Source organism: Pediococcus damnosus (assembly GCF_001611155.1).
GTDB classification, from domain to species: Bacteria; Bacillota; Bacilli; order Lactobacillales; family Lactobacillaceae; genus Pediococcus; species Pediococcus damnosus.
Genome location: NZ_CP012294.1, coordinates 830,111 through 850,728, shown reverse-complemented (window position 1 = coordinate 850,728; position 20,618 = coordinate 830,111). Strand labels below are relative to the sequence as shown.

Sequence of the window (20,618 nt, the reverse complement as noted above, 5' to 3'; positions counted from 1 at the left end):
ATGAATAACCCAATTATTAGCTTTCAGGATGTCAGTTTTCAGTATCAAAGCCAGTCAGAACCAACGTTGAATCATTTAAATTTTGATATCTATGCTGGTGAAAAGGTGCTGATTGCGGGACCTTCTGGATCAGGAAAGACCACGATAAGTCGTTTAATGAATGGTTTGATTCCGTCAGCTTATCCGGGAAAATTAAGCGGTAAAATTTTAATTAATGGCCAATCAGTGACAGATCAAACTATATTTGATCTGTCTTTGAAGGTTGGGACTGTTTTACAAGATCCAGATACCCAGTTTGTTGGGCTCACGGTAGCTGAAGATATTGCGTTTGCCCTAGAAAATGATGGCGAAAAGCAGTCAGTTTTGAAACAGAAGGCCAGCGAGTGGGCCAAACAATTAGGAATTTCTGAAATCATTAATAATCACCCTCAAGAAATTTCGGGTGGTCAAAAACAACGGGTAGCGATGGCCGGTGTTTTAGTGGATGAAGGTAAAATTCTTTTATTTGATGAGCCATTAGCGAGCCTTGATCCCGTTGCCGGTCGTGAATCCATTGAATTAATCGATGAGATGCAAAAAAAGGGCGATACAACAACCGTAATTATTGAACATCGAATTGAAGATGTACTTTATAAGTCAGTTGATCGCATTATTTTGGTTGATGAAGGCGAGATTGTTGCAAACGATACGCCGGACACTATTTTAAAAAGCGGTATTTTAGCAAAGCTCGGTTTACGGGAGCCGCTTTATTTGTCGGCCCTGAAATATGCAGGAGTTGACTTGAAACAGGTTGCGCATGTCGATAATGTTAATGATGTCGCGTTAACCGAAAACACTGTGGCAGCTGTAAAAAAGTGGGTGCAACCGCATCATAGTCAAACCCTTGCGACGGACCAAGAACCTGTTTTAAAGGCTAAAGATATTTCTTTTAGCTATGATTCGAAGCAAGTCCTTAATAAACTAAATTTGAGTATTCAACCAGGTGAAATGGTTAGTTTGGTGGGTAGAAATGGCGTTGGCAAAACAACACTGAGCAACATCATTACTGGATTTCTACATCAAAGTTCAGGGAGCTTAACGCTGAATGGTAAAGTGATGGACGATGATTCAATTAAGGAACGGGCCGATCATATCGGGTATGTGTTGCAAGACCCTAACATGATGATTTCAAAAAACACCGTTTCTGAAGAAGTTGCCTTAGGCCTGACGTTGCGCCAAGTTACGCCTGATGAAATTGAAACCCGAGTGGCTGAAACGCTGAAGGTTTGTGGCTTGTTTGAGTATCGTCATTGGCCCATTTCTGCTTTGAGTTTCGGACAGAAAAAGCGGGTTACCATTGCAGCAATTTTAGTTTTAAACCCAGAACTGCTCATTTTAGATGAACCCACTGCTGGACAAGATTGGCGGCACTACACGGAAATGCTGACATTTATTCGTGATTTAAATCAAAAAACGGGAATTTCTGTAATTTTTATTACGCATGATATGCATTTGATGATGGAATATTCAGATCGCGTGGTGGTCCTGAACGATGGCGTGATTGCCTATGATGATCAACCAATGAAGTTGTTTGCCAACTTGGATCTTTTAAAACAAGCCTCGTTAGTTGAAACGAGTTTATTTACACTGGCCCAGCGCGTTAAAGTCGATCCTGAAGATTTGATTGCTAGTTTTATTGATCAAGAAAGGGTAGGTCAGCGCGATGAATAACAACGTCTTGATTGGATATAAACAGCGTGATAACTTTGTGGACCGCTTAACGGGAACAACCAAGCTAATTGGGCTAATTGCATTGTCAGTGATTGGAATGACGAGTTTTGATACACGGTTCTTATTAGTGTTGACAGTTTGTTCATTAGCCCTATTTCGAGTTTCCGGGATTAAATTTCATGAAGTGTCATTTATACTGGGATTTATCACCGTATTTTCTGTGTTAAATCTGATTGCGGTGTATATTTTCGGCCCCAAATATGGGGTTCATCTGTATGGATCGGAACATGTGATTTGGCAAGGAATTGGACCGTACAATTTAACGTGGAAACAGCTTTTTTATGAGTTTAACTTGTTTTTAAAGTATATTTTCACGGTGCCATTGGCGTTAATATTTCTGATGACAACGAATCCAAGTGAATTTTCTTCGAGTTTAAACCGAATTGGTATTTCATATCGAATTAGCTATGCGGTGTCGTTGGCATTGCGGTATATTCCGGATGTGCAAAATGATTATCGGCAAATCAGTAGAGCACAACAGGCACGGGGAAATGAGATTTCGAAAAAAGGAAAGCTCACTCATCGTGTGAAGGTAGCGGGACAGATCTTGTTGCCATTGATCTTTACGAGCTTGGATCGAATTGAGACGATTAGTCAGGCAATGGAGTTGCGTCGGTTTGGAAAACTAAAGAAACGGACTTGGTATGCGGCAAGACCAATGAAGAGAAATGACTTTCTGGCATTAATTGTGATTGCATTGGTGGTGCTGGTTGGTATTTATTTGTTTAAGGTGAATGGCGGAAGATTTTATAATCCGTTTAAGTAAAAGTGAGTGAGACAAGTCGGTAAAAAGAGAATCACAAGCGTGACGGATGCGGGATCGCAATCCCGCATCCGTCACGCTTGTGATTCTCTTTTTGACTTGTCGGAGCTGTCCTAAGACTCGGCGGAAAGCAGCAGGCAAAGACGGGCGTATGTGGGATCGCAATCCCGCGAGAGTCGTGTTTATGATCAGCCTCTTGTTTTACCGAACTGTCCTAAGACTCAGCGGAAAGTAGCAGGCAAAGACGGGCGCGTGCGGGATCGCAATCCCGCGGGAAGGATGGTTATATTTTGACTTTTGCTTTGTCGAGCTGCCTAAGACTCAGAGGAAAATGGCAGTCAAAAGCGTGGCGGTTTCCTCACTAAAAATCAAAAAAACACCTATACTATGACTAATAAATATTGTACAGTTCACTTAAGCCTTGTGGTGATAAGTCAAGTATGTAAAAAACTTTGTTTTTATTATTAATTAGTTCTTGAGAGTATACCTTCCCCAGCCCACTAAAACAGTTAATTTAGCGGGTTAAGAAGGGACTCAGTATCGTAAACTCGAAGGCTATACCACTTTGGGTGGTATATAAAATTGATGGTTTCTAAGCAAGACTTCCACCAATCTCACAAGCTTTCGTGCCGTCAAGACAATAGCTCGACGATGACGATACTTGGGTACCTCTTCATATTTTTTGTGGTAATAGCGTTGGTAAGTAATATCATAACGTCTTATCGAATTGGCAGCTTCAACTAGATAATAACGAAGATATTGATTACCCTTACGAGTTCGTGGCGTAGCTTGACGAACACTCGTACCTGATTCATGTGGTAACCAAGCCAGACCTGCATACTTGGCAATATGGCTTTCATCCGGAAAACGTTCAATTTGACCAATTTCTGCCACAATACCGGCCGCATAAACTGGACCAATACCGGGAACACTAGTTAAACAATTGATATCTGTGTTTTGAGTAGATATCTGTGTAATTGTTTTATCCAAAACTTGGATTTGTTTTTTTAACATCCGAATTTCATTAGCATAGACCGCTAAGATTTCATCAACAGAATCTGTTACGACTTTTGATAGACGATAAGAAGAACGAGTTGCTTTCTTAATGGCTTTAGCAACGGCTTCGGCATCACCAAATTTACCGTGGGCTAACTGTTGAAGATGTGTCACTAATTCATCAAGAGGTAGCGCCGCTGCCTCGTCCAAGGTTAACTCTTCATCAGTAATTAGGGTCATCATAGCTGAGCCAAAAACTGAGGTGGGTAACTCTCGTTCTAAAGTATTACAACGATAATAGAGGTTGTTCAAAAAATGATTTTTTGAATCGGTCATTTGTTTAACCAAGTGATAGCGTTCACGGGTTAAACGTTGCAGCGCAACATAATTTTCTTGGCGAGCAACAGGGGTTCCAAGTGGTTCTACACGCAATAAATCGGCTAATTGCTTGGCATCAATTGCATCAGTTTTACCGTCATTAAAGAGCTGACTAAAGTGATGTGATGTGTAGGGATTAATGGTAATTACCGATAAGCCTAAGGCTTGTAACTCGCTATCTTCGGCCAAAAAAGTCATTGGATGAAAGTTATAAACAGAAGTAGCTTCCATACCAGCTGTGATTTTTTCATAATGATGCGTTTGAGTTTCGGTTAGGACCGTCTGTTTGATCTTAATGGCGCCATTGAGATCATTAGTAGTTTCACCTTGAAAACAACAACGTTGATCCGAATCTAAAGCACAAAAGTCTAATTTATTTTTACCAACATCAATACCTAAATATAAATTCATAGGATAAGGACCTCCTTTCATTGTGAATTAATTGGATAAGCTTAGGTGCTGCGTGATGTTCCCTAATTCCAATTCTAACGGGCATCCTCGCAATATAAGTAGACTAGATTAAGTGATTCAGCTGCGTGTCACGCGAGTGAACACGAATCACTCTAATCGCTACAGCTTGTGGTTTGCGGTGTTTCGAATTGTCTGGGCGGCACGCTTAAAACGTAGATAAACTACAAGGGGAGAAAGCCTATACCAGTTGGACCTAAATCCAATGAACAATTAGAGAATATCACGCAGCATCTAAGTAGTGAATAGTAAGAAACAAAGTTTCAAAATATATAATACGAGGGGGAAGTTAGGCAATGAAATATGAAAACAAAACAAAAACTGATAACCAAGTTTTAAAGACAATTCAACCTGATAAGTCCATGGAAGCAGGTATGAGACTTCTAGCTCAGTTAAAAAAGGCTGAAAAGGGATCGTTTCATAGTTTGGAAGAGGTTCGACATAAATTATTCTAAATAATATTATCAAAGTGAATTTTAAAAACGTATGGTAAGGCAGTCTATCAACGTTTAAGCTAGAGAATCAGAATATTCTGATTCTTTTTTTAATATCTTTGTGTACTTTTGGACTTCTCGAACGTTATTAGTAGATGTAAGCCGTCGCGACACTTACTAAAATGAATTGGAGGAGAATACAAATGGAAAAGAATTGGTTAAAGACTGCTGTTTCAGTAACAATGTCAGGTGAAGGTCATGAAGAAGGTCTCAAACGAAGTTTCGGCAATATGCCAGAAACTGTCACTGATGATCAAATCAAAGGGCTTGGCAGTGTGCTTGAAGCAGTTTCAAAAGACAAATTTGATTTTGCTACAGTTACCACTACAGAAAAAGTTGTAAATAACTAAGACAAGAAATCCCGAGCACAATTAACGACTATGTATACTAAAATTTAGGAGGACTCAAATATGAAACAATTAGATATGGAATTTGTAAGTAGCTTAGGTAAGGTTCGTCACATTAAGTTGAAATATGTTAGTGAAGACTTAGAGCCAGCAGCAGTTAAAACGGCAATGACACAACTTGCGGGTTTGAAGGTATTCGTGAAAGATGATGAAGAATTATATGCACAACCTCAAGCGGCCAAGTATATTGAAACAATTAATACACCGTTGTTTGATGATAAAGCGGTAAAAGCTTAATAAAAAGGTGATAAACGACTATTAAATCGTTTATCACCTTTTTTTGCATTATTGAATTATTCACTCTAAGTGTTACGATTTTAAACGTAGGCCTGAAAAAGGAAAATGATATTTATTTTTAATATTACATAAAATTATAGGGCTTTTATAGGGGGAGTAATAATTGAATGACTTTTTAAAAGTGAAACATCTTAATATGAAAATTGGAAAACGAAAAATATTAAAAGATATTAATTTTAGCTGTAGAAAGGGACATATTACTGGCCTGATTGGTCCAAATGGCGCAGGGAAGACGACCATAATGAAGTGCATCTTAGGGCTATACCCTTACCATAAAGCGAGTATTATTTTAAATGGAACAGATATTAAAAGTTCAAATATCCTTAACGTCGGGATCGGAGCCTTAATAGAGAATCCATCAATTTATCCATTTTTAACTGGAACTGAACATCTAGTTATGTATGCAAAAGACAAAAACTGTATTGAAGATATTGTTCAAGCATTAAAAATGCAGTCATTCATTAATAAAAAATCTAAAGACTATTCATTGGGGATGAAACAAAAATTAGGCATTGCGATTGCGCTTTTAGATAATCCTCAGCTAATTATTTTAGATGAACCAATGAATGGACTTGATCCAAGCTCGACATATTTACTCAGAAATTTGCTTTTAAAACTAGCAAAGCAAGGAATTACAATTCTGATTTCTAGTCATATTTTAAGCGAGTTAGAGAAGATTATTGACGATGTTGTGATGATCAATAATGGCAAAGTGATTTTGAATGTTTCGAAAAACAAGTTAGAACAACAAAGTCAAAGTACGCTATTTCTAAGTACCAATCATAATGATAAGGCTTTGAAAGTGCTATTGGAGCAAGGCTTTAAGGCACAAGAATCAAATGGGATGATAAAAGCGTTCAACATTAGTTCGAGTAATTTAAATGAACTTTTAGCTGTAATTATTAACAATGACATTCGATTATTGGGTCTTGAGCACAAAGAAAATGGTCTGGAAGATACTTTATTAAAATTGATAGAAAGTGAGAACAACTAATATGTCATCTTTAATAAATCAAGAAATTTATAAACTATGTCATAAAAAGACGGTGCAGTTTACGCCGTTAGTACTTTTCCTTGCGATGTTGGTAGTCGGTATAATAACCAAAAATGGGTCGGATAATCGATTTTATATCGAAGCCGGTTATGCTGGGTTCCAATGGATAACGATTATTTTAATCATAGAATGTGCTTCGATGGTAGCTATGGAATTTCAATATGGAACGATTAAGCATTTGATCTATGAATCCAACAATCGTATGAAAATTTATCTATCGAAATTACTAACAATGTTTCTTTATGATGTGTTATTACATATTTTTACGCTGGTTTTTACCATTGTTATAAAATATCTAACCGTTGGGACAAATGTATCTTTTTCTCAAAATTATCTTTATCATGCATCATTATTTCAGAATTTGTTCACTAATACATTGGTTGATTTTTTAGGATCGCTGATTATTGTTAGTTCAGTATTTATGATGGCTAGCCTGATGAATTCCAGTGCAATTGCGATTGCAGTTGGAATTGGTTTTATCTTTATTGGCGAAGGACTTTCGTCTGCCTTGATTAGTGCTTTGATCAAAAAAATTCCACTGATAAAGTGGAATCCGTTTAATATGTTAAATATAGCCAATCAGTGGTCCAATCCAGATTATTTTTCAACCACCCATTTGACTCAAACCCAATTAATTAACGGGAATATTTTATATACATTGATATTTATCGTGATGTCGTTTTTATTTTTTAGAAAGAAAAGGGTCTAAAAGCTTGTTTGTTAATTAAATCAAGCACCTCACTTTTTATCATATTTGGCCAACTCCTTGTTAAAGTACGGACTAAAGACTACTAAAGCCGCAAATAACATAATGCTTCCAAAAATAACTATAATAGTTGGCAGTGTGTAAAGCCTAGATATTGGAGCACTTAATGCAGCAGCAATCGGATTTGCTAAAGAAAAAATAGTTAGTACTGCACCGATAATGAGGCCAATAGTATCATTGCTGGCCGACATTTGAATTATTGAGAAATAAAGGACAGAAGAAATACTGTTAAATATTCCATATCCAATCCACAAAATAGATATAAAAAAGACATTAATTATTGACGGTTTAACCCATGCGTTAACCCCAAGCAAGATTAACATAATTGATTGTCCAACAAGAAGTGCAGGATAAAATATTCCAGTTTTAAGTCGGCCATGATATTTTGAAAAGGCTGCGGCACCTAAAATGCCGCCAATTGTAAATGAAATATCAATAACATTGTAGACGATCTTGTATTGGTTAAATATATCAACACTATATTTAGGCATGAGTAACCAAATAGACCAAAAACAGAAATTGGAAATTAAGGCAATTGGAATCATAAGACTTATTAGGCGATTATGAACAATTAGTAACAGGCCATGTTTAAAATCGCTCATTGTTTCTCTGAAACTTAGACTATGTTTCTTAATGGGGGCGGCATCTGCTGGAACATGCAAAATTGTGAGATACGAAATTAAGACAGATAAGCCAAGCCCAAGTAAAGCCCATATCGGCTTTCTCCACAGTACAAACAAGACAGAAAGGCCGGATGAACTAACAGACGCAAGTTGGTTAGCTAGAGAAACCCATGAATTTGCTTTGAAAAGCTCTTTTTTATTCTCAACAAGTACCGGTGCAATTGACTCGCTTAGTGGTGTGTAAACTATGCTAAGTAAGGAATTGGCAATCACAACAAGAAATAGTGTTTTTAAATTACTGTGAAATAAATATAGTAATAACAGACCAATAACAACAAGTAAACAACGAATTAAAATAATTGCGCGAAGTAAATTTACTTTGCTTTGTTGATCCACAATGTAGCCTCCGATGAATGATAATAACATTGCAGCCATTGAAATTGTGCCAAGAATTGAAACTAAGGATTGATTTTTTGTAGTTTCGTAAATGTACCAATAAGCATATGTAATGAAAGCACCTATTGAAAGACTATCGAAAAAATCACTTATAATGACACGCCTAATTTTTTTCATAAAGATCGCTCCTATCTAAGGGGGGATATCCCTTTTATCAGTGGATGTTGTGTTCGGGTTAAAAGTCTTAAAGTAAAGGGAGTAGTATCTAATAAGCAAGTTTTCGGGCTGAAGTAAGGTACTGAACACTTTTTTCGTGAATCCAGATAGCTAGTTAATGATTAAAAAATATATTCTGATTTTTAAATAACGATTTTGTTTTATTTTTCCATAACCAATAATTAATGGTTAGGTTGAAAATAGTGTACAACGCAGAGAATTAAAAATCAATTAAAAAATTAAAAAAAGATTGGAAAATAATTATAGGGCTTTTATAAGAATAGTAAGAACAAGGAATAATTGAACTGATTTAGGCTAAAAAATTTTAGAATTGAGACTAATTTTAGTGAACTTTTAACTAAAAGTGCTTTTCTGAACATATTTTCAAATTTAGTGTTATAACGAGGGTGTTGGGGTATTTGAAAATAGAAGACAGTTAACTCAACAAAACGGATGAGGTACTTGGTGGCCGCTGAAGATTTGTTGTGCGGCACCCCAAAAATATAATTGGAGGTTTTTAACATGGCAGATTTTGCAGAAAAAACCGCGCTTTTAGACACGGCAACCAAAGATATTTTTGACTGGAGTGACGATGCAACCCCATTGAGAGACGCAATGTGGGACAAGGTCATGGAAAGTAACAGCCACAACACAGATGCAACATCTGAACAAGCTGCAAAGTGGGAAGATATGAATGATTCCGACTTGAAGGCTGCGGCTGAAAAGCTTCTTAAGTAAGATTAATAAAATCAACTAAAAAGAGTTAGCAAGGACTGTAAAGTTCTTGCTAATTCTTTTCTTGTACATAGAATTGGTGTATATTTTGGATTAATGGGAATAGTAAGGATTGAATAAGTTGAAAACCAAATATGATGTTTATCGGTATACTGGAATTCCGGTGGTTAAGGATGCTTCTGGTAATTACAAATTTAAACTAGATGATATGGGGCATGTTAAACCACATTCATGGCGAACGGGTAAGCACACTAAGGGTAAATTTAAGCAAAGAGGTCAGGTGTTTTTGACCGAGAATAGGCTATTTATTGCCGTAATTACCGCTGAAAAAATGTCGTTTAACCAACGTCATTCAGTAACGCCACTGCAACGGTTTACTTCAGAAACGATCAACGAATCACTTTTAAAAACAGGTACGGAATTGGTGAGGAATTTACAGGATGATTGAATGGTCAGACGCGACAATTAAAGAGTTTCAAACAACGCTGCTAGCTTGGTACGATGCTAATCGGCGTGATTTGCCGTGGCGACAAGATCATGACCCTTATCATGTCTGGGTTTCAGAAATCATGTTACAACAAACGCAGGTTAATACCGTTATTCCGTATTATCAACGCTTTATGGCATCATTTCCAACGGTTGAGAAACTGGCTCAAGCCCCTGAAGAGCAATTGTTAAAGGCTTGGGAAGGCCTCGGGTATTATTCTCGGGTGCGTAACATGCAACGAGCGGCGCGGCAATTATTGACAGATAATGGTGGTCAGTGGCCACATACAAAAGCTGAACTTCAGAAACTAGTTGGAATTGGGCCGTATACGGCGGGAGCCATTGCCAGCATTGCCTTTAATCAACCGGAGCCAGCGGTTGATGGAAATGCATTTCGCGTTTTTTCGCAACTTTTAGAAATTGATGCGGATATTACAAAACCTCAATCGCGGAGCTTGTTTGAAGAGGTCATTCGAAAGATCATTTCGAAAGATCGTCCCGGTGACTTTAATCAAGCCATTATGGATCTAGGTTCTAGTTATATGACTGCCAAAAATCCAGATAATGAGCATTCCCCAGTCAAAAAATTTAATCAGGCTTATTTAGATGGGCGTTTGGATGAGTTTCCAGTCCGTTCCAAACGCCTGAAGCCCGTTGATAAACAATATTTTGCGTTAGTTATTGAAACGCCAGGTGGATTTTTGCTTCAACAACGGGCTAGTAATGAGCTGTTAGCCAAATTATGGTTGTTTCCGTTAGTTGATGCTGATCAATTAAAAGAATCACATCCAGAACTTAATGCGACAACGATTATCAAAGCAGTTGAGGAAAAGTTTGTGAGTGAAACTGAAATTCAGACTGAACTTCAATTAATAGATACGCCAATTGTGAACCATACGTTTACGCATCAAAAATGGCATGTCACGCTGTTATATGCAAAACTTCAAGAGGAACTTGATCTTAGTCATTTTTCGGGTAAAGTAGTTCCAGTTAAAAAATTTGCAACCCTTGCCTGGCCGACGGTTCAAAAGAAATTATGGCAAGCATTTAAAAAACGACAAATTCAATTATTCTAGATAAGAGGTAAATTCTGTGAAAACATTAGTTATTGTGGCACATCCTAATTTAGTGGATTCTGGCACGCAAAAATTTTTGAAAACAAGTCTGGCAAAAATGGATTCGGTGACTTGGCATGTCTTGAATGAAGGTCATTTTGATGTTACGGCAGAGCAGGACTTGCTTCAAGAAAACGATCGAATTATTTTTCAGTTTCCATTGTATTGGTATAGTGCTCCAGCCATTTTGAAACAGTGGGAAGATGAAGTTTTAACCCGGAACTTTGTATATGGAACAGGCCACGCTCTCGCAAAAAAAGAATTAGGAATTGTGGTTTCTACGGGTGATCGTCAAAAGGGGTTCGTAGCTGGTGGTGAAGAACAGTTTACATTATCGGAATTATTGCGACCTTATCAGGCTTTAGCCCACAAAGGGGAAATGACCTATTTACCACCTTTTCCAATTTTTCAGTTTGCCTATCTATCTGAACAAGCAAAACAACGATTACTGGTTTCCTATCAACAATATATAACGAATTCAGATTTTGAGAGTTTTCATGGGCAGGAGCTTTGGTTTGAACAGCAATTATCGAAAAAGATTAGCGAAGTCCAAGGCTCATCTAATTCACAGAAAACGGCTCAGATTCTGGGAGTGATTCAAGATAATCGGGAGAACTTAGAGGAGCTAGGCTGGACACTTTCAATGATTAAAGATGATGAGGATGAGTAAAATGGATACGAATGATTGGGTAGAAAAGCAATTAAAAGAACTCATAAAAACAAGTAAACAGTACGAAGACCGGGCATTTTACTTAGCCCTGAGTGATCTAGTGCAGGAGCAGCAAAAACGTTTGACGCAAAGCCAAGGTGAAGTTGACGGGCGAACGTGGAATCCAAGCAAGTGGTAGAGCAATATTTACCATTTCACAGTAAAGTTAAAGAAAAATTAAAAAATATGTTGACTTCTCATTTTATCTCGCTATAATAAGTTTATTAAATCAAAGGAGATGAAGTCACATGCAACGGACACATAAATTAGTTAGTTTGTTCAATTTAGTCATTATTAGCTTAATTATTAAAGTGCGCGGTGCTGCGACTTTAACCTTTTAGCTAATAATTTTTTAGCGAACCAAAAAGAGGATAAAAAAGTTGCCCATCGTGCTTTCTAAGGAAAGATGCGACGGGCGTTTTTTTATCCTCTTTTTGTATAGTTTTGGCGGTTCACAAATAATTTTTAAGCCTTGTGGTGATAAGTCAAGTATGTAAAAAACTTTGTTTTTATTATTAATTAGTTCTTGAGAGTATACCTTCCCCAGCCCACTAAAACAGTTAATTTAGCGGGTTAAGAAGGGACTCAGTATCGTAAACTCGAAGGCTATACCACTTTGGGTGGTATATAAAATTGATGGTTTCTAAGCAAGACTTCCACCAATCTCACAAGCTTTCGTGCCGTCAAGACAATAGCTCGACGATGACGATACTTGGGTACCTCTTCATATTTTTTGTGGTAATAGCGTTGGTAAGTAATATCATAACGTCTTATCGAATTGGCAGCTTCAACTAGATAATAACGAAGATATTGATTACCCTTACGAGTTCGTGGCGTAGCTTGACGAACACTCGTACCTGATTCATGTGGTAACCAAGCCAGACCTGCATACTTGGCAATATGGCTTTCATCCGGAAAACGTTCAATTTGACCAATTTCTGCCACAATACCGGCCGCATAAACTGGACCAATACCGGGAACACTAGTTAAACAATTGATATCTGTGTTTTGAGTAGATATCTGTGTAATTGTTTTATCCAAAACTTGGATTTGTTTTTTTAACATCCGAATTTCATTAGCATAGACCGCTAAGATTTCATCAACAGAATCTGTTACGACTTTTGATAGACGATAAGAAGAACGAGTTGCTTTCTTAATGGCTTTAGCAACGGCTTCGGCATCACCAAATTTACCGTGGGCTAACTGTTGAAGATGTGTCACTAATTCATCAAGAGGTAGCGCCGCTGCCTCGTCCAAGGTTAACTCTTCATCAGTAATTAGGGTCATCATAGCTGAGCCAAAAACTGAGGTGGGTAACTCTCGTTCTAAAGTATTACAACGATAATAGAGGTTGTTCAAAAAATGATTTTTTGAATCGGTCATTTGTTTAACCAAGTGATAGCGTTCACGGGTTAAACGTTGCAGCGCAACATAATTTTCTTGGCGAGCAACAGGGGTTCCAAGTGGTTCTACACGCAATAAATCGGCTAATTGCTTGGCATCAATTGCATCAGTTTTACCGTCATTAAAGAGCTGACTAAAGTGATGTGATGTGTAGGGATTAATGGTAATTACCGATAAGCCTAAGGCTTGTAACTCGCTATCTTCGGCCAAAAAAGTCATTGGATGAAAGTTATAAACAGAAGTAGCTTCCATACCAGCTGTGATTTTTTCATAATGATGCGTTTGAGTTTCGGTTAGGACCGTCTGTTTGATCTTAATGGCGCCATTGAGATCATTAGTAGTTTCACCTTGAAAACAACAACGTTGATCCGAATCTAAAGCACAAAAGTCTAATTTATTTTTACCAACATCAATACCTAAATATAAATTCATAGGATAAGGACCTCCTTTCATTGTGAATTAATTGGATAAGCTTAGGTGCTGCGTGATGTTCCCTAATTCCAATTCTAACGGGCATCCTCGCAATATAAGTAGACTAGATTAAGTGATTCAGCTGCGTGTCACGCGAGTGAACACGAATCACTCTAATCGCTACAGCTTGTGGTTTGCGGTGTTTCGAATTGTCTGGGCGGCACGCTTAAAACGTAGATAAACTACAAGGGGAGAAAGCCTATACCAGTTGGACCTAAATCCAATGAACAATTAGAGAATATCACGCAGCATCTAAGTAGTGAATAGTAAGAAACAAAGTTTCAAAATATATAATACGAGGGGGTTTTACTATGCATAATTATTGTCAGTAATAAACATGGATTTCTAAGTGATTAGCTGAAATTTCATGGTGATTTAAATTAAGTGTTTTGCATCACTCATATGTTCATCATAGTGATCGATTTTGTAGTTCAACTGGTCAATTGCAGATTGTGTAATTGTGAGCTGTTTTTGTAATTGATCACGCTGTTCTTTTAGAAATGTGACACGCTCGTCCTTAGTTTGATCTCCTTGCTGAATTAAATTAGCGTATTCTAACAATGAAGAAATATTTAAGCCCGCTGTGCGCATGTGACGCATAAACTTAATTCGCCGAATATCACGTTCTGAAAATTGTCGAAAGCCATTTTTATCACGTTTGATGGGGGCAATAATTCCGACTTTTTCGTAATAACGAATTGTATCCGGAGAAGTTTCCGACAGCTTACTTGCTTGTTTAATACCAATCATATTTTTCATTAGGCTTGTTTGCTTGGCCGAATCACGATTTCATTAATGCTTGCCGATTCTGGCGCGTTGATGGCAAACGCAATTGACTTGGCAATCTGATCGGGACTAATAGCAACTTGATCGTAATACTGAGCAGTTCCCTTTTTCACATTTGGATCGGTAATACTGTTAACTAATTCTGTATTGATTGCTCCGGGTGAAACGACAGTTACCCGTACGTTGCTTTGTGCTTGCGCTTCTTCTTGGCGCAACGCTTCACTAATCATTAAGACACCAGCCTTTGTGGCGCTGTAAACCCCGCCACCTGGATGAGTTGCATGGCCAGCAACCGAAGAGGTATTTATAAAGTGACCAGATGCCTGTTTGCGCATTATTGGTAAAGCTGCGGCAATTCCGTTTAAAACACCGCGCAAATTAACATCAATCATCCGATTCCAATCTTCAACGCGACCTTCAATGAAAGTCGATTGGGGCATTACACCGGCGTTATTCATCCAAACAGCAATCTTACCGTATTGGTCCATTGCGGTTTGGGCGAGTTTCTTTACACTTGCTAAATCAGTGACATCTGTGACTGCGTAAGTCGCTTCACCGTTAGCGTCCTTAATTTTTTTTACGATTTCTTGCAAGCGACTCTCTCTACGGGCGCCTAACACCATTTTGTTTCCTTGTCGGGCTAATAATTCTGCGGTTGCCTGTCCGATGCCACTTGAAGCACCTGTGATTACAATAACTTTACTCATAATTAAACCTCCATTTTTAAACTTGCCTAGAGTATATACCTTGGTGTGCACTCTAATACAAGTAGTTAGGTTACTTTAAAACGCAAAAATATCTTTATTTGGGTTAAAAGCATAAAAGTGACTTCAGTTACTGATATTAAACGAATTAGTCCACCAAAATTAGGTTAATTGTCGTTCTCCTGCTCACTTGGCCTGGAACTCGCACTAAGTTTCGGGCCGGATTTGCTGGGAGACGGCATTTTAATCTAATTTTGTTACCATGAACGTTTTTGTATCAAGCAATTGGGTGCGATTTTGTACGTTCAACCATTTATAAAAAACTATAAAAGTCAGCACAAAACATGGAGAATCCCCGTGAAGTTAAAGTTTTCACTTGCAGTTGTGGTCTATACCGATTATAATGAACTTAAATAAAACTGAGGGGGATTTTTAACTAATGAGTACTGTATTGAAACACGCTACGATTTATACCGGTTTAGAAAAGATTAACGATGGTTTCATTCGTTTTAACAAACAAATTGAAGCAGTAGGACCAATGAGTGAGTTTCGTCCTTTGCCAGATGATGACATTCATTTTGCTGCTGAAACTATTGTGACACCAGGATTTATTGATGTTCATAGTCACGGTGGTTATGGCTTTGATGCCATGGACGGCGATGCAGACCAAATTAACGAAATGGTTACCAAAATGACCCGCACAGAAGGGATTACCACTTACTTCTGTACAACCATGACCCAATCAAATGAGAATATTGATCATGCGATGAAGGGGGTAGCTAAAGCAGCTGCTGTCAATCCGGTCATCAAAGGTGTTCATTTGGAAGGACCATTTATTTCAGCTACTTTCAAAGGTGCTCAACCAGAACAATACATTAAAGATCCTGATATTAAATTACTGGAACAATGGAACAAATCTTCTAATGGTTTAGTTAAATTAATTACGATGGCGCCTGAAAACAAGGGTGCTGATGAATTTGAATCTTATTGTTTAGCACATGGCATCGTCCCCTCTGTAGGTCATAGTAATGCCAAACGGGCCGACTTATTAAATAGTAAAGTTAGTCATGGTACTCATTTATACAATGCTCAGCGTGAATGGAAGCATCGTGAGCCAGGTGTTACCGGCCATGTTATGTTGGAAGACAATATTTATGCAGAATTAATTTGCGATGGTTTCCATATTGTCCCTGATATGTTGCGTTTAGCATACGAAGTCAAAGGACCAGAACGCATTGAGTTAGTTACAGATTCGATGCGTTCAAAAGGAATGCCAGAAGGCGAAAGCGAACTTGGTGGTCAAAAAGTTTATGTTAAAGACAAGCAAGCCCGTTTAGCAGATGGCACTTTGGCTGGATCTGTTCTAGAGTATACAGATGCTTTCAAGAATGCCATGAAGTTCATGGGTTGTGGAATCGAAGAAGCAGTTCAAATGAGCTCTGTAAACCAAGCTACTGAATTTGGTTTAGACAGCAAGGGAACCCTTGAAGTGGGCAAAGATGCTGACTTAAACTTATTTGATGATAATCTTAATAAATTAGCAACTTACAGTTACGGCCGTGAGTTCTCAAACACAGAAAAGTAATTCTTAATTTGTAGCTATTCAAAACTTTTAGCTCGTTTATAGGAGGTGGAAACATGGGATCACCCATTTATATTCAAATTCATAATGAAATCAAGCAGTCAATTGAAGCCGGAAAATGGGCCATTGGTGATCGAATTCCAGCCGAGCGGGATCTTGCTGATCAGTTTGGTGTAAGCCGGATGACTCTTCGTCAGGCCATTCAAACGTTAGTGGATGAAGGAATTCTGGAGCGCCGGGTGGGATCCGGGACATTTGTTGCTAACCAAAAAGTGCAAGAAAAAATGTCTGGAGTCACTAGTTTTACGGACCTTATGATTGCCCAAGGGAAAAAGCCCTCCAGCAAAACGATTTCATACCATGCAAGCCAACCTTCTATGAGCGAAAGCGAAAAGTTGGAGCTAGGCGATGGTGAGTTGGTGTTGCGAATGGAACGAATTCGGTATGCGGATGGTTTACCGATTTGTTTTGAAACAGCTACGGTGCCAGAAAAATTAGTCAAAGATTTCAGTAAAGCTGAAGTTACCAGTTCACTTTATGGAACCTTAGAGAAAAAAGCCGGCTTAGTTCCTGGCAAAGCAACGCAGACGGTATCGGCAATGTTGGCTTCGGAAAAAATTTCGGAATACCTCTCAGTAAAACGGGGAGATGCCATCTTGCGGCTACGTCAAGTTTCTTATTTGCAGGACGGAAAGCCGTTTGAGTACGTGCGGACTCAGTACGTTGGGGAACGGTTTGAATTCTATTTAAATCGTTAATTAAAATAAAAAGCCATGATCGATTTGTTATTCTGATTTTTCAGAAGTGAACAAACTGATCATGGTTTTTTTTATTTTTTTAATTGATGAATTTTCCACATGAACTGAGGGATGATTAACTGACGTTTTAGCCGACGGGGATCGGTTATCAAGCGATAAAACCATTCTAAGTGGTGGACCTGCCACCATTTAGGCGCCCGTTTAACGGCACCGACAAAGACATCAAAGCTGCCACCAACACCCATCCATAGTCCCTTGGTTAAATGCCGATTGTGGGCAATGAATTTTTCCTGATTAGGGAAACCAGTGGCTACAAAAACAATATCAGGTTGTTGTTTTTCAATTACATTCACAATCTCGGTATCGGACTTAAAATAGCCGTCATGAGCTCCAGTAAGTTGCAAATTCGGAAAATCTTGCGCTAATTTTAGTTTCAGTTGTTTGATAACTTGTGGTTTTGCTCCCACAAAATAAACACTTTTTTTATTCTGGTTGGCCCAGTTTAAAAGGTGTGTAAAAATATCATAACCAGTTACACGCTCTGGCAAAGGTGTTTTTAGCGTTTGAGAAGCTTTCACGATGCCAATGCCATCTGGTGAAATGAAATCAGCAGTTAAAATAAGTTTTCGATACGCTGGGTCCTTTCTTGCATACATCACAATTTCAGGATTAGCCGTGACCACGAATGTATTTTGATGGTGCTCAATTCGGCCCTGTAGCTGATCTAAGAATTGATTACGAGTGGCGTTTGCAAAAGGAATTCCCAAAATGTCGATACTTGAAAATGGCTTATTCATAATAAAATTGATCCTTTCAGGTATTGAAAATGACGCACTTAAGAAAAAATGATAAAATAGGTGCAACGTTGTTAATATAATTAAAACATTAAATTACTGAGGAGTACACTCGTCATGACTAAAAAATATCCGGATGACAGTTTAACGTTACATACGGATGCCTATCAGATCAACATGATTCAAACTTATTGGGAACAAGGAATTCATAATAAGAATGCCGTTTTTGAGGTTTTCTTCCGAGACATGCCATTTCATAACGGCTATGCGATTTTTGCTGGTTTGGAACGAGTAGTGAAGTATATTCAAAAACTCCATTTTACCGAATCCGATTTAGCCTATTTAAAAGAATCAGAACACTATCCAGATGATTTCTTGGCTTATTTAAAAGACTTTAAGTTTAAAGGAACCATTCGTTCGGCTGTTGAAGGCGATTTAGTTTTTAACGGTGAACCAATCATGCAAGTTGAAGGTCCTCTAGCTGATTGTCAATTAGTTGAAACGGCCATTTTAAATGTGGTGAACTATCAAACACTGATTGCGACCAAAGCTTCGCGGATTAAATCTGTCGTTGGCAGTGATGACTTGCTTGAGTTTGGAACACGCCGTGCTCAGGAAATGAGTGCAGCCATTTGGGGAACCCGGGCGGCTTATATTGGTGGGTTTGATGCCACCAGTAACGTGCGGGCGGGGAAAATATTTGGGATTCCCATCAGTGGAACCCATGCCCATGCGCTTGTGCAATATTACCGAAACGATTACGATGCTTTTAAGGCTTATGCTGAAACGCATCATGATTGTGTTTTCTTAGTTGATACTTACGATACATTGAAGAGTGGCGTGCCAAATGCAATTCGGGTTGCTAAAGAACGTGGCGACAAGAATAATTTCTTGGGAGTCCGAATTGATAGTGGTGATATGGCCTACCTTTCAAAACGTGTGCGTGAACAATTGGATGAAGCTGGCTTCCCCAATGCTAAAGTTTATGCATCAAATGATCTGGATGAAAAAACAATTCAAAACTTGAAGATGCAGGGCGCCAAAATTGATGTATGGGGTGTGGGGACAAAACTCATCACAGCTTATGATCAGCCTGCTTTAGGAGCCGTTTATAAAATGGTTTCGATTGAGGGCGAGGATGGTAAGATGGTGGATACCATTAAGTTGTCTAATAATGTCGAAAAAGTTTCTACACCTGGTAAAAAGCAGGTATGGCGGATTTCTAAAAATGGTGATGGCAAATCAGAGGGTGATTATGTCACACTGTGGGACGAAAAGCCTCAGGAACAAGATTCAATTTATATGTTCCATCCTAACTACACATATATTAATAAGACGGTCAGCGATTTTACTGCTCGGCCATTGTTACACGAGATTTTTAGGGATGGCAAACTGGTTTATCAGTTGCCAGAGTTAAAAGATATTAAGGCTTATTCTCGTGATATGTTGGATTCACTCTGGGATGAATATAAACGTGATTTAAATCCTCAGGACTATCCGGTTGATTTATCGCAGAAGTGCTACGATCATAAAATGGCTAGCATTAAAGGTGTTCGAGAATATGTTAATTCGTCAAAAATTAATGAACAGGGATGATCAGGAATGCGCGAGTTACAGCAAGAAATTATTAAGAGTCTAAAGGTCCAACCAGAAATTGATCCCGAAGTTGAAATTCGTCGAAGTGTCGATTTTTTGAAGGCTTATTTAAAGAAAAATACGTTTATTAAAAGTTTAGTGTTAGGTATTTCTGGTGGGCAGGATTCCACGTTAGCCGGAAAGTTAGCGCAGATGGCAATTACAGAGATACGTGCGGAAACTGGTAAAGATGATTACCAATTTATTGCAGTCCGTTTGCCTTATGGCGTGCAAGCAGATGAATCAGATGCGATGGAAGCCATTGAGTTTATGCAAGCTGATCAGGTTAAACGGGTTGATATCAAAGAGGCTGCTGATGCCATGGTGGCTGCTCTTGAAGCCAACAAGTTAAAGATTAGTGATTTTAATAAGGGAAATATTAAAGCTCGCGAGCGTATGATTGCTCAGTACGGGATTGCGGGTGCTAACCACGGAATTGTAGTTGGTACGGATCATGCCGCCGAAGCAATTACTGGTTTTTATACAAAGTTTGGTGATGGTGGTGCCGATGTAACCCCAATCTGGCGTTTGGATAAACGGCAAGGCAAGGCATTGTTAGCAGCATTGGGAGCCCCTAAACATCTTTATGAAAAAGTTCCAACGGCTGATCTTGAAGATAACCGCCCGGCATTACCTGATGAGGTTGCCTTGGGTGTGACTTACGATGATATTGATAATTATCTCGAAGGTCATGATATTGACGATAAGGCTGCCGAAAAAATTGAAAACTGGTACCAAAAGACAGCCCATAAACGTCATTTGCCGTATACAGTGTATGACAAATTTTAGCTAAACCAGTTAAGCTATATGG

22 protein-coding genes are annotated in these 20,618 nt (G+C 38.4%); 16 read left to right on the top strand and 6 right to left on the bottom strand.

What is annotated here, in order from left to right; all coding sequences use genetic code 11:
• Both ADU73_RS04115 and ADU73_RS04110 read left to right on the top strand, forming a co-directional pair.
• Entirely contained in the window at window positions 1-1,710 is a 1,710-nt protein-coding gene (locus tag ADU73_RS04115) for an ABC transporter ATP-binding protein (protein ID WP_046871034.1), read from the top strand.
• Complete coding sequence (locus tag ADU73_RS04110; protein WP_062913198.1) at window positions 1,703-2,536, top strand: energy-coupling factor transporter transmembrane component T family protein; 834 nt, start codon at window positions 1,703-1,705, stop codon at window positions 2,534-2,536. Before ADU73_RS04115 ends, ADU73_RS04110 begins: the two co-directional genes overlap by 8 nt.
• A 552-nt stretch (window positions 2,537-3,088) precedes the next feature.
• Here ADU73_RS04110 and ADU73_RS04105 read toward each other — a convergent pair.
• Entirely contained in the window at window positions 3,089-4,318 is a 1,230-nt protein-coding gene (locus ADU73_RS04105; RefSeq protein WP_056986621.1) for an IS110 family RNA-guided transposase, read from the bottom strand.
• Window positions 4,319-4,671: 353 nt separating this feature from the next.
• Here ADU73_RS04105 and ADU73_RS10480 point away from each other — a divergent pair, with 353 nt between their 5' ends.
• From ADU73_RS10480 to ADU73_RS04085, 5 genes are all read left to right on the top strand, one after another.
• The gene (locus tag ADU73_RS10480) at window positions 4,672-4,830 is read left to right on the top strand and encodes a hypothetical protein (protein WP_155387016.1); all 159 of its coding nucleotides are present in this window, start codon (window positions 4,672-4,674) and stop codon (window positions 4,828-4,830) included.
• A gap of 182 nt (window positions 4,831-5,012) precedes the next feature.
• Complete coding sequence (locus ADU73_RS04100) at window positions 5,013-5,219, top strand: DUF1659 domain-containing protein (protein WP_046872520.1); 207 nt, start codon at window positions 5,013-5,015, stop codon at window positions 5,217-5,219.
• A gap of 60 nt (window positions 5,220-5,279) precedes the next feature.
• Window positions 5,280-5,513 carry a DUF2922 domain-containing protein gene (locus tag ADU73_RS04095; RefSeq protein ID WP_046872521.1) on the top strand — a complete coding sequence of 78 codons (234 nt, stop codon included), beginning with the start codon at window positions 5,280-5,282 and terminating at the stop codon, window positions 5,511-5,513.
• A gap of 163 nt (window positions 5,514-5,676) precedes the next feature.
• Entirely contained in the window at window positions 5,677-6,567 is an 891-nt protein-coding gene (locus ADU73_RS04090) for an ABC transporter ATP-binding protein (RefSeq protein WP_052694578.1), read from the top strand.
• Window position 6,568: 1 nt separating this feature from the next.
• Window positions 6,569-7,336, top strand: a complete 768-nt coding sequence (locus ADU73_RS04085; protein WP_056986019.1) for an ABC transporter permease — start codon at window positions 6,569-6,571, stop codon at window positions 7,334-7,336.
• Between the two features lie 29 nt (window positions 7,337-7,365).
• Here the strand turns inward: ADU73_RS04085 and ADU73_RS04080 are convergent, their stop codons facing one another.
• On the bottom strand, window positions 7,366-8,589 hold the full coding sequence (locus ADU73_RS04080; RefSeq protein WP_046872498.1) for an MFS transporter: 1,224 nt from the start codon (window positions 8,587-8,589) through the stop codon (window positions 7,366-7,368).
• Between the two features lie 561 nt (window positions 8,590-9,150).
• On the opposite strand from ADU73_RS04080, the gene ADU73_RS04075 reads away from it, so the two are divergent.
• The 5 genes from ADU73_RS04075 to ADU73_RS10325 all read left to right on the top strand — a co-directional run bounded on the left by ADU73_RS04075 (window position 9,151) and on the right by ADU73_RS10325 (window position 11,812).
• Window positions 9,151-9,366 (top strand): P8 family protein, encoded by a 216-nt coding sequence (locus tag ADU73_RS04075; protein WP_046872497.1) that lies wholly within the window; start codon window positions 9,151-9,153, stop codon window positions 9,364-9,366.
• 118 nt (window positions 9,367-9,484) lie between these two features.
• Window positions 9,485-9,811 carry a DUF7671 family protein gene (locus tag ADU73_RS04070; protein WP_371861624.1) on the top strand — a complete coding sequence of 109 codons (327 nt, stop codon included), beginning with the start codon at window positions 9,485-9,487 and terminating at the stop codon, window positions 9,809-9,811.
• On the top strand, window positions 9,804-10,925 hold the full coding sequence (gene mutY, locus ADU73_RS04065) for an A/G-specific adenine glycosylase (RefSeq protein ID WP_062913197.1): 1,122 nt from the start codon (window positions 9,804-9,806) through the stop codon (window positions 10,923-10,925). Before ADU73_RS04070 ends, mutY begins: the two co-directional genes overlap by 8 nt.
• Window positions 10,926-10,941: 16 nt before the next feature.
• Window positions 10,942-11,634 (top strand): NAD(P)H-dependent oxidoreductase, encoded by a 693-nt coding sequence (locus ADU73_RS04060; protein WP_046872214.1) that lies wholly within the window; start codon window positions 10,942-10,944, stop codon window positions 11,632-11,634.
• Between the two features lies 1 nt (window position 11,635).
• The gene (locus ADU73_RS10325) at window positions 11,636-11,812 is read left to right on the top strand and encodes a hypothetical protein (RefSeq protein WP_226996044.1); all 177 of its coding nucleotides are present in this window, start codon (window positions 11,636-11,638) and stop codon (window positions 11,810-11,812) included.
• 467 nt (window positions 11,813-12,279) lie between these two features.
• Here ADU73_RS10325 and ADU73_RS04055 read toward each other — a convergent pair whose 3' ends face one another.
• The 3 genes from ADU73_RS04055 to ADU73_RS04045 form a co-directional block, all read right to left on the bottom strand.
• Entirely contained in the window at window positions 12,280-13,509 is a 1,230-nt protein-coding gene (locus ADU73_RS04055) for an IS110 family RNA-guided transposase (RefSeq protein ID WP_056986621.1), read from the bottom strand.
• 414 nt (window positions 13,510-13,923) lie between these two features.
• On the bottom strand, window positions 13,924-14,307 hold the full coding sequence (locus tag ADU73_RS04050) for a MerR family transcriptional regulator (RefSeq protein ID WP_046871988.1): 384 nt from the start codon (window positions 14,305-14,307) through the stop codon (window positions 13,924-13,926).
• Entirely contained in the window at window positions 14,307-15,041 is a 735-nt protein-coding gene (locus ADU73_RS04045; RefSeq protein ID WP_056986318.1) for an SDR family oxidoreductase, read from the bottom strand. The genes ADU73_RS04050 and ADU73_RS04045 overlap by 1 nt, the downstream gene beginning before the upstream one ends.
• A 436-nt stretch (window positions 15,042-15,477) precedes the next feature.
• On the opposite strand from ADU73_RS04045, the gene nagA reads away from it, so the two are divergent.
• A complete protein-coding gene (nagA, locus tag ADU73_RS04040) occupies window positions 15,478-16,623 on the top strand; it encodes an N-acetylglucosamine-6-phosphate deacetylase (protein ID WP_062913196.1) in 1,146 nt (381 codons plus the stop codon).
• Window positions 16,624-16,676: 53 nt separating this feature from the next.
• A complete protein-coding gene (locus tag ADU73_RS04035; protein WP_046871991.1) occupies window positions 16,677-17,378 on the top strand; it encodes a GntR family transcriptional regulator in 702 nt (233 codons plus the stop codon).
• 71 nt (window positions 17,379-17,449) lie between these two features.
• On the opposite strand, the gene ADU73_RS04030 is transcribed toward ADU73_RS04035, so the two are convergent.
• The gene (locus ADU73_RS04030) at window positions 17,450-18,175 is read right to left on the bottom strand and encodes a WecB/TagA/CpsF family glycosyltransferase (RefSeq protein WP_046871992.1); all 726 of its coding nucleotides are present in this window, start codon (window positions 18,173-18,175) and stop codon (window positions 17,450-17,452) included.
• A 114-nt stretch (window positions 18,176-18,289) separates the two neighbouring features.
• Between ADU73_RS04030 and ADU73_RS04025 the strand changes: the two genes are divergently transcribed.
• Complete coding sequence (locus ADU73_RS04025) at window positions 18,290-19,768, top strand: nicotinate phosphoribosyltransferase (protein ID WP_046871993.1); 1,479 nt, start codon at window positions 18,290-18,292, stop codon at window positions 19,766-19,768.
• Window positions 19,769-19,774: 6 nt separating this feature from the next.
• Window positions 19,775-20,596, top strand: a complete 822-nt coding sequence (nadE, locus tag ADU73_RS04020; protein ID WP_046871994.1) for an ammonia-dependent NAD(+) synthetase — start codon at window positions 19,775-19,777, stop codon at window positions 20,594-20,596.
• Window positions 20,597-20,618 lie beyond the last annotated feature (22 nt).

What these genes read in the sequence shown, in the direction of transcription:
- ADU73_RS04115 (WP_046871034.1), top strand. Translation starts at nt 1, where the DNA reads ATGAATAACCCAATTATTAGCTTTCAGGATGTCAGTTTTCAGTATCAA.
- ADU73_RS04110 (WP_062913198.1), top strand. Translation starts at nt 1,703, where the DNA reads ATGAATAACAACGTCTTGATTGGATATAAACAGCGTGATAACTTTGTG.
- ADU73_RS04105 (WP_056986621.1), bottom strand. Translation starts at nt 4,318, where the DNA reads ATGAATTTATATTTAGGTATTGATGTTGGTAAAAATAAATTAGACTTT.
- ADU73_RS10480 (WP_155387016.1), top strand. Translation starts at nt 4,672, where the DNA reads ATGAAATATGAAAACAAAACAAAAACTGATAACCAAGTTTTAAAGACA.
- ADU73_RS04100 (WP_046872520.1), top strand. Translation starts at nt 5,013, where the DNA reads ATGGAAAAGAATTGGTTAAAGACTGCTGTTTCAGTAACAATGTCAGGT.
- ADU73_RS04095 (WP_046872521.1), top strand. Translation starts at nt 5,280, where the DNA reads ATGAAACAATTAGATATGGAATTTGTAAGTAGCTTAGGTAAGGTTCGT.
- ADU73_RS04085 (WP_056986019.1), top strand. Translation starts at nt 6,569, where the DNA reads ATGTCATCTTTAATAAATCAAGAAATTTATAAACTATGTCATAAAAAG.
- ADU73_RS04080 (WP_046872498.1), bottom strand. Translation starts at nt 8,589, where the DNA reads ATGAAAAAAATTAGGCGTGTCATTATAAGTGATTTTTTCGATAGTCTT.
- ADU73_RS04075 (WP_046872497.1), top strand. Translation starts at nt 9,151, where the DNA reads ATGGCAGATTTTGCAGAAAAAACCGCGCTTTTAGACACGGCAACCAAA.
- mutY (WP_062913197.1), top strand. Translation starts at nt 9,804, where the DNA reads ATGATTGAATGGTCAGACGCGACAATTAAAGAGTTTCAAACAACGCTG.
- ADU73_RS10325 (WP_226996044.1), top strand. Translation starts at nt 11,636, where the DNA reads ATGGATACGAATGATTGGGTAGAAAAGCAATTAAAAGAACTCATAAAA.
- ADU73_RS04055 (WP_056986621.1), bottom strand. Translation starts at nt 13,509, where the DNA reads ATGAATTTATATTTAGGTATTGATGTTGGTAAAAATAAATTAGACTTT.
- ADU73_RS04050 (WP_046871988.1), bottom strand. Translation starts at nt 14,307, where the DNA reads ATGAAAAATATGATTGGTATTAAACAAGCAAGTAAGCTGTCGGAAACT.
- ADU73_RS04045 (WP_056986318.1), bottom strand. Translation starts at nt 15,041, where the DNA reads ATGAGTAAAGTTATTGTAATCACAGGTGCTTCAAGTGGCATCGGACAG.
- nagA (WP_062913196.1), top strand. Translation starts at nt 15,478, where the DNA reads ATGAGTACTGTATTGAAACACGCTACGATTTATACCGGTTTAGAAAAG.
- ADU73_RS04035 (WP_046871991.1), top strand. Translation starts at nt 16,677, where the DNA reads ATGGGATCACCCATTTATATTCAAATTCATAATGAAATCAAGCAGTCA.
- ADU73_RS04030 (WP_046871992.1), bottom strand. Translation starts at nt 18,175, where the DNA reads ATGAATAAGCCATTTTCAAGTATCGACATTTTGGGAATTCCTTTTGCA.
- ADU73_RS04025 (WP_046871993.1), top strand. Translation starts at nt 18,290, where the DNA reads ATGACTAAAAAATATCCGGATGACAGTTTAACGTTACATACGGATGCC.
- nadE (WP_046871994.1), top strand. Translation starts at nt 19,775, where the DNA reads ATGCGCGAGTTACAGCAAGAAATTATTAAGAGTCTAAAGGTCCAACCA.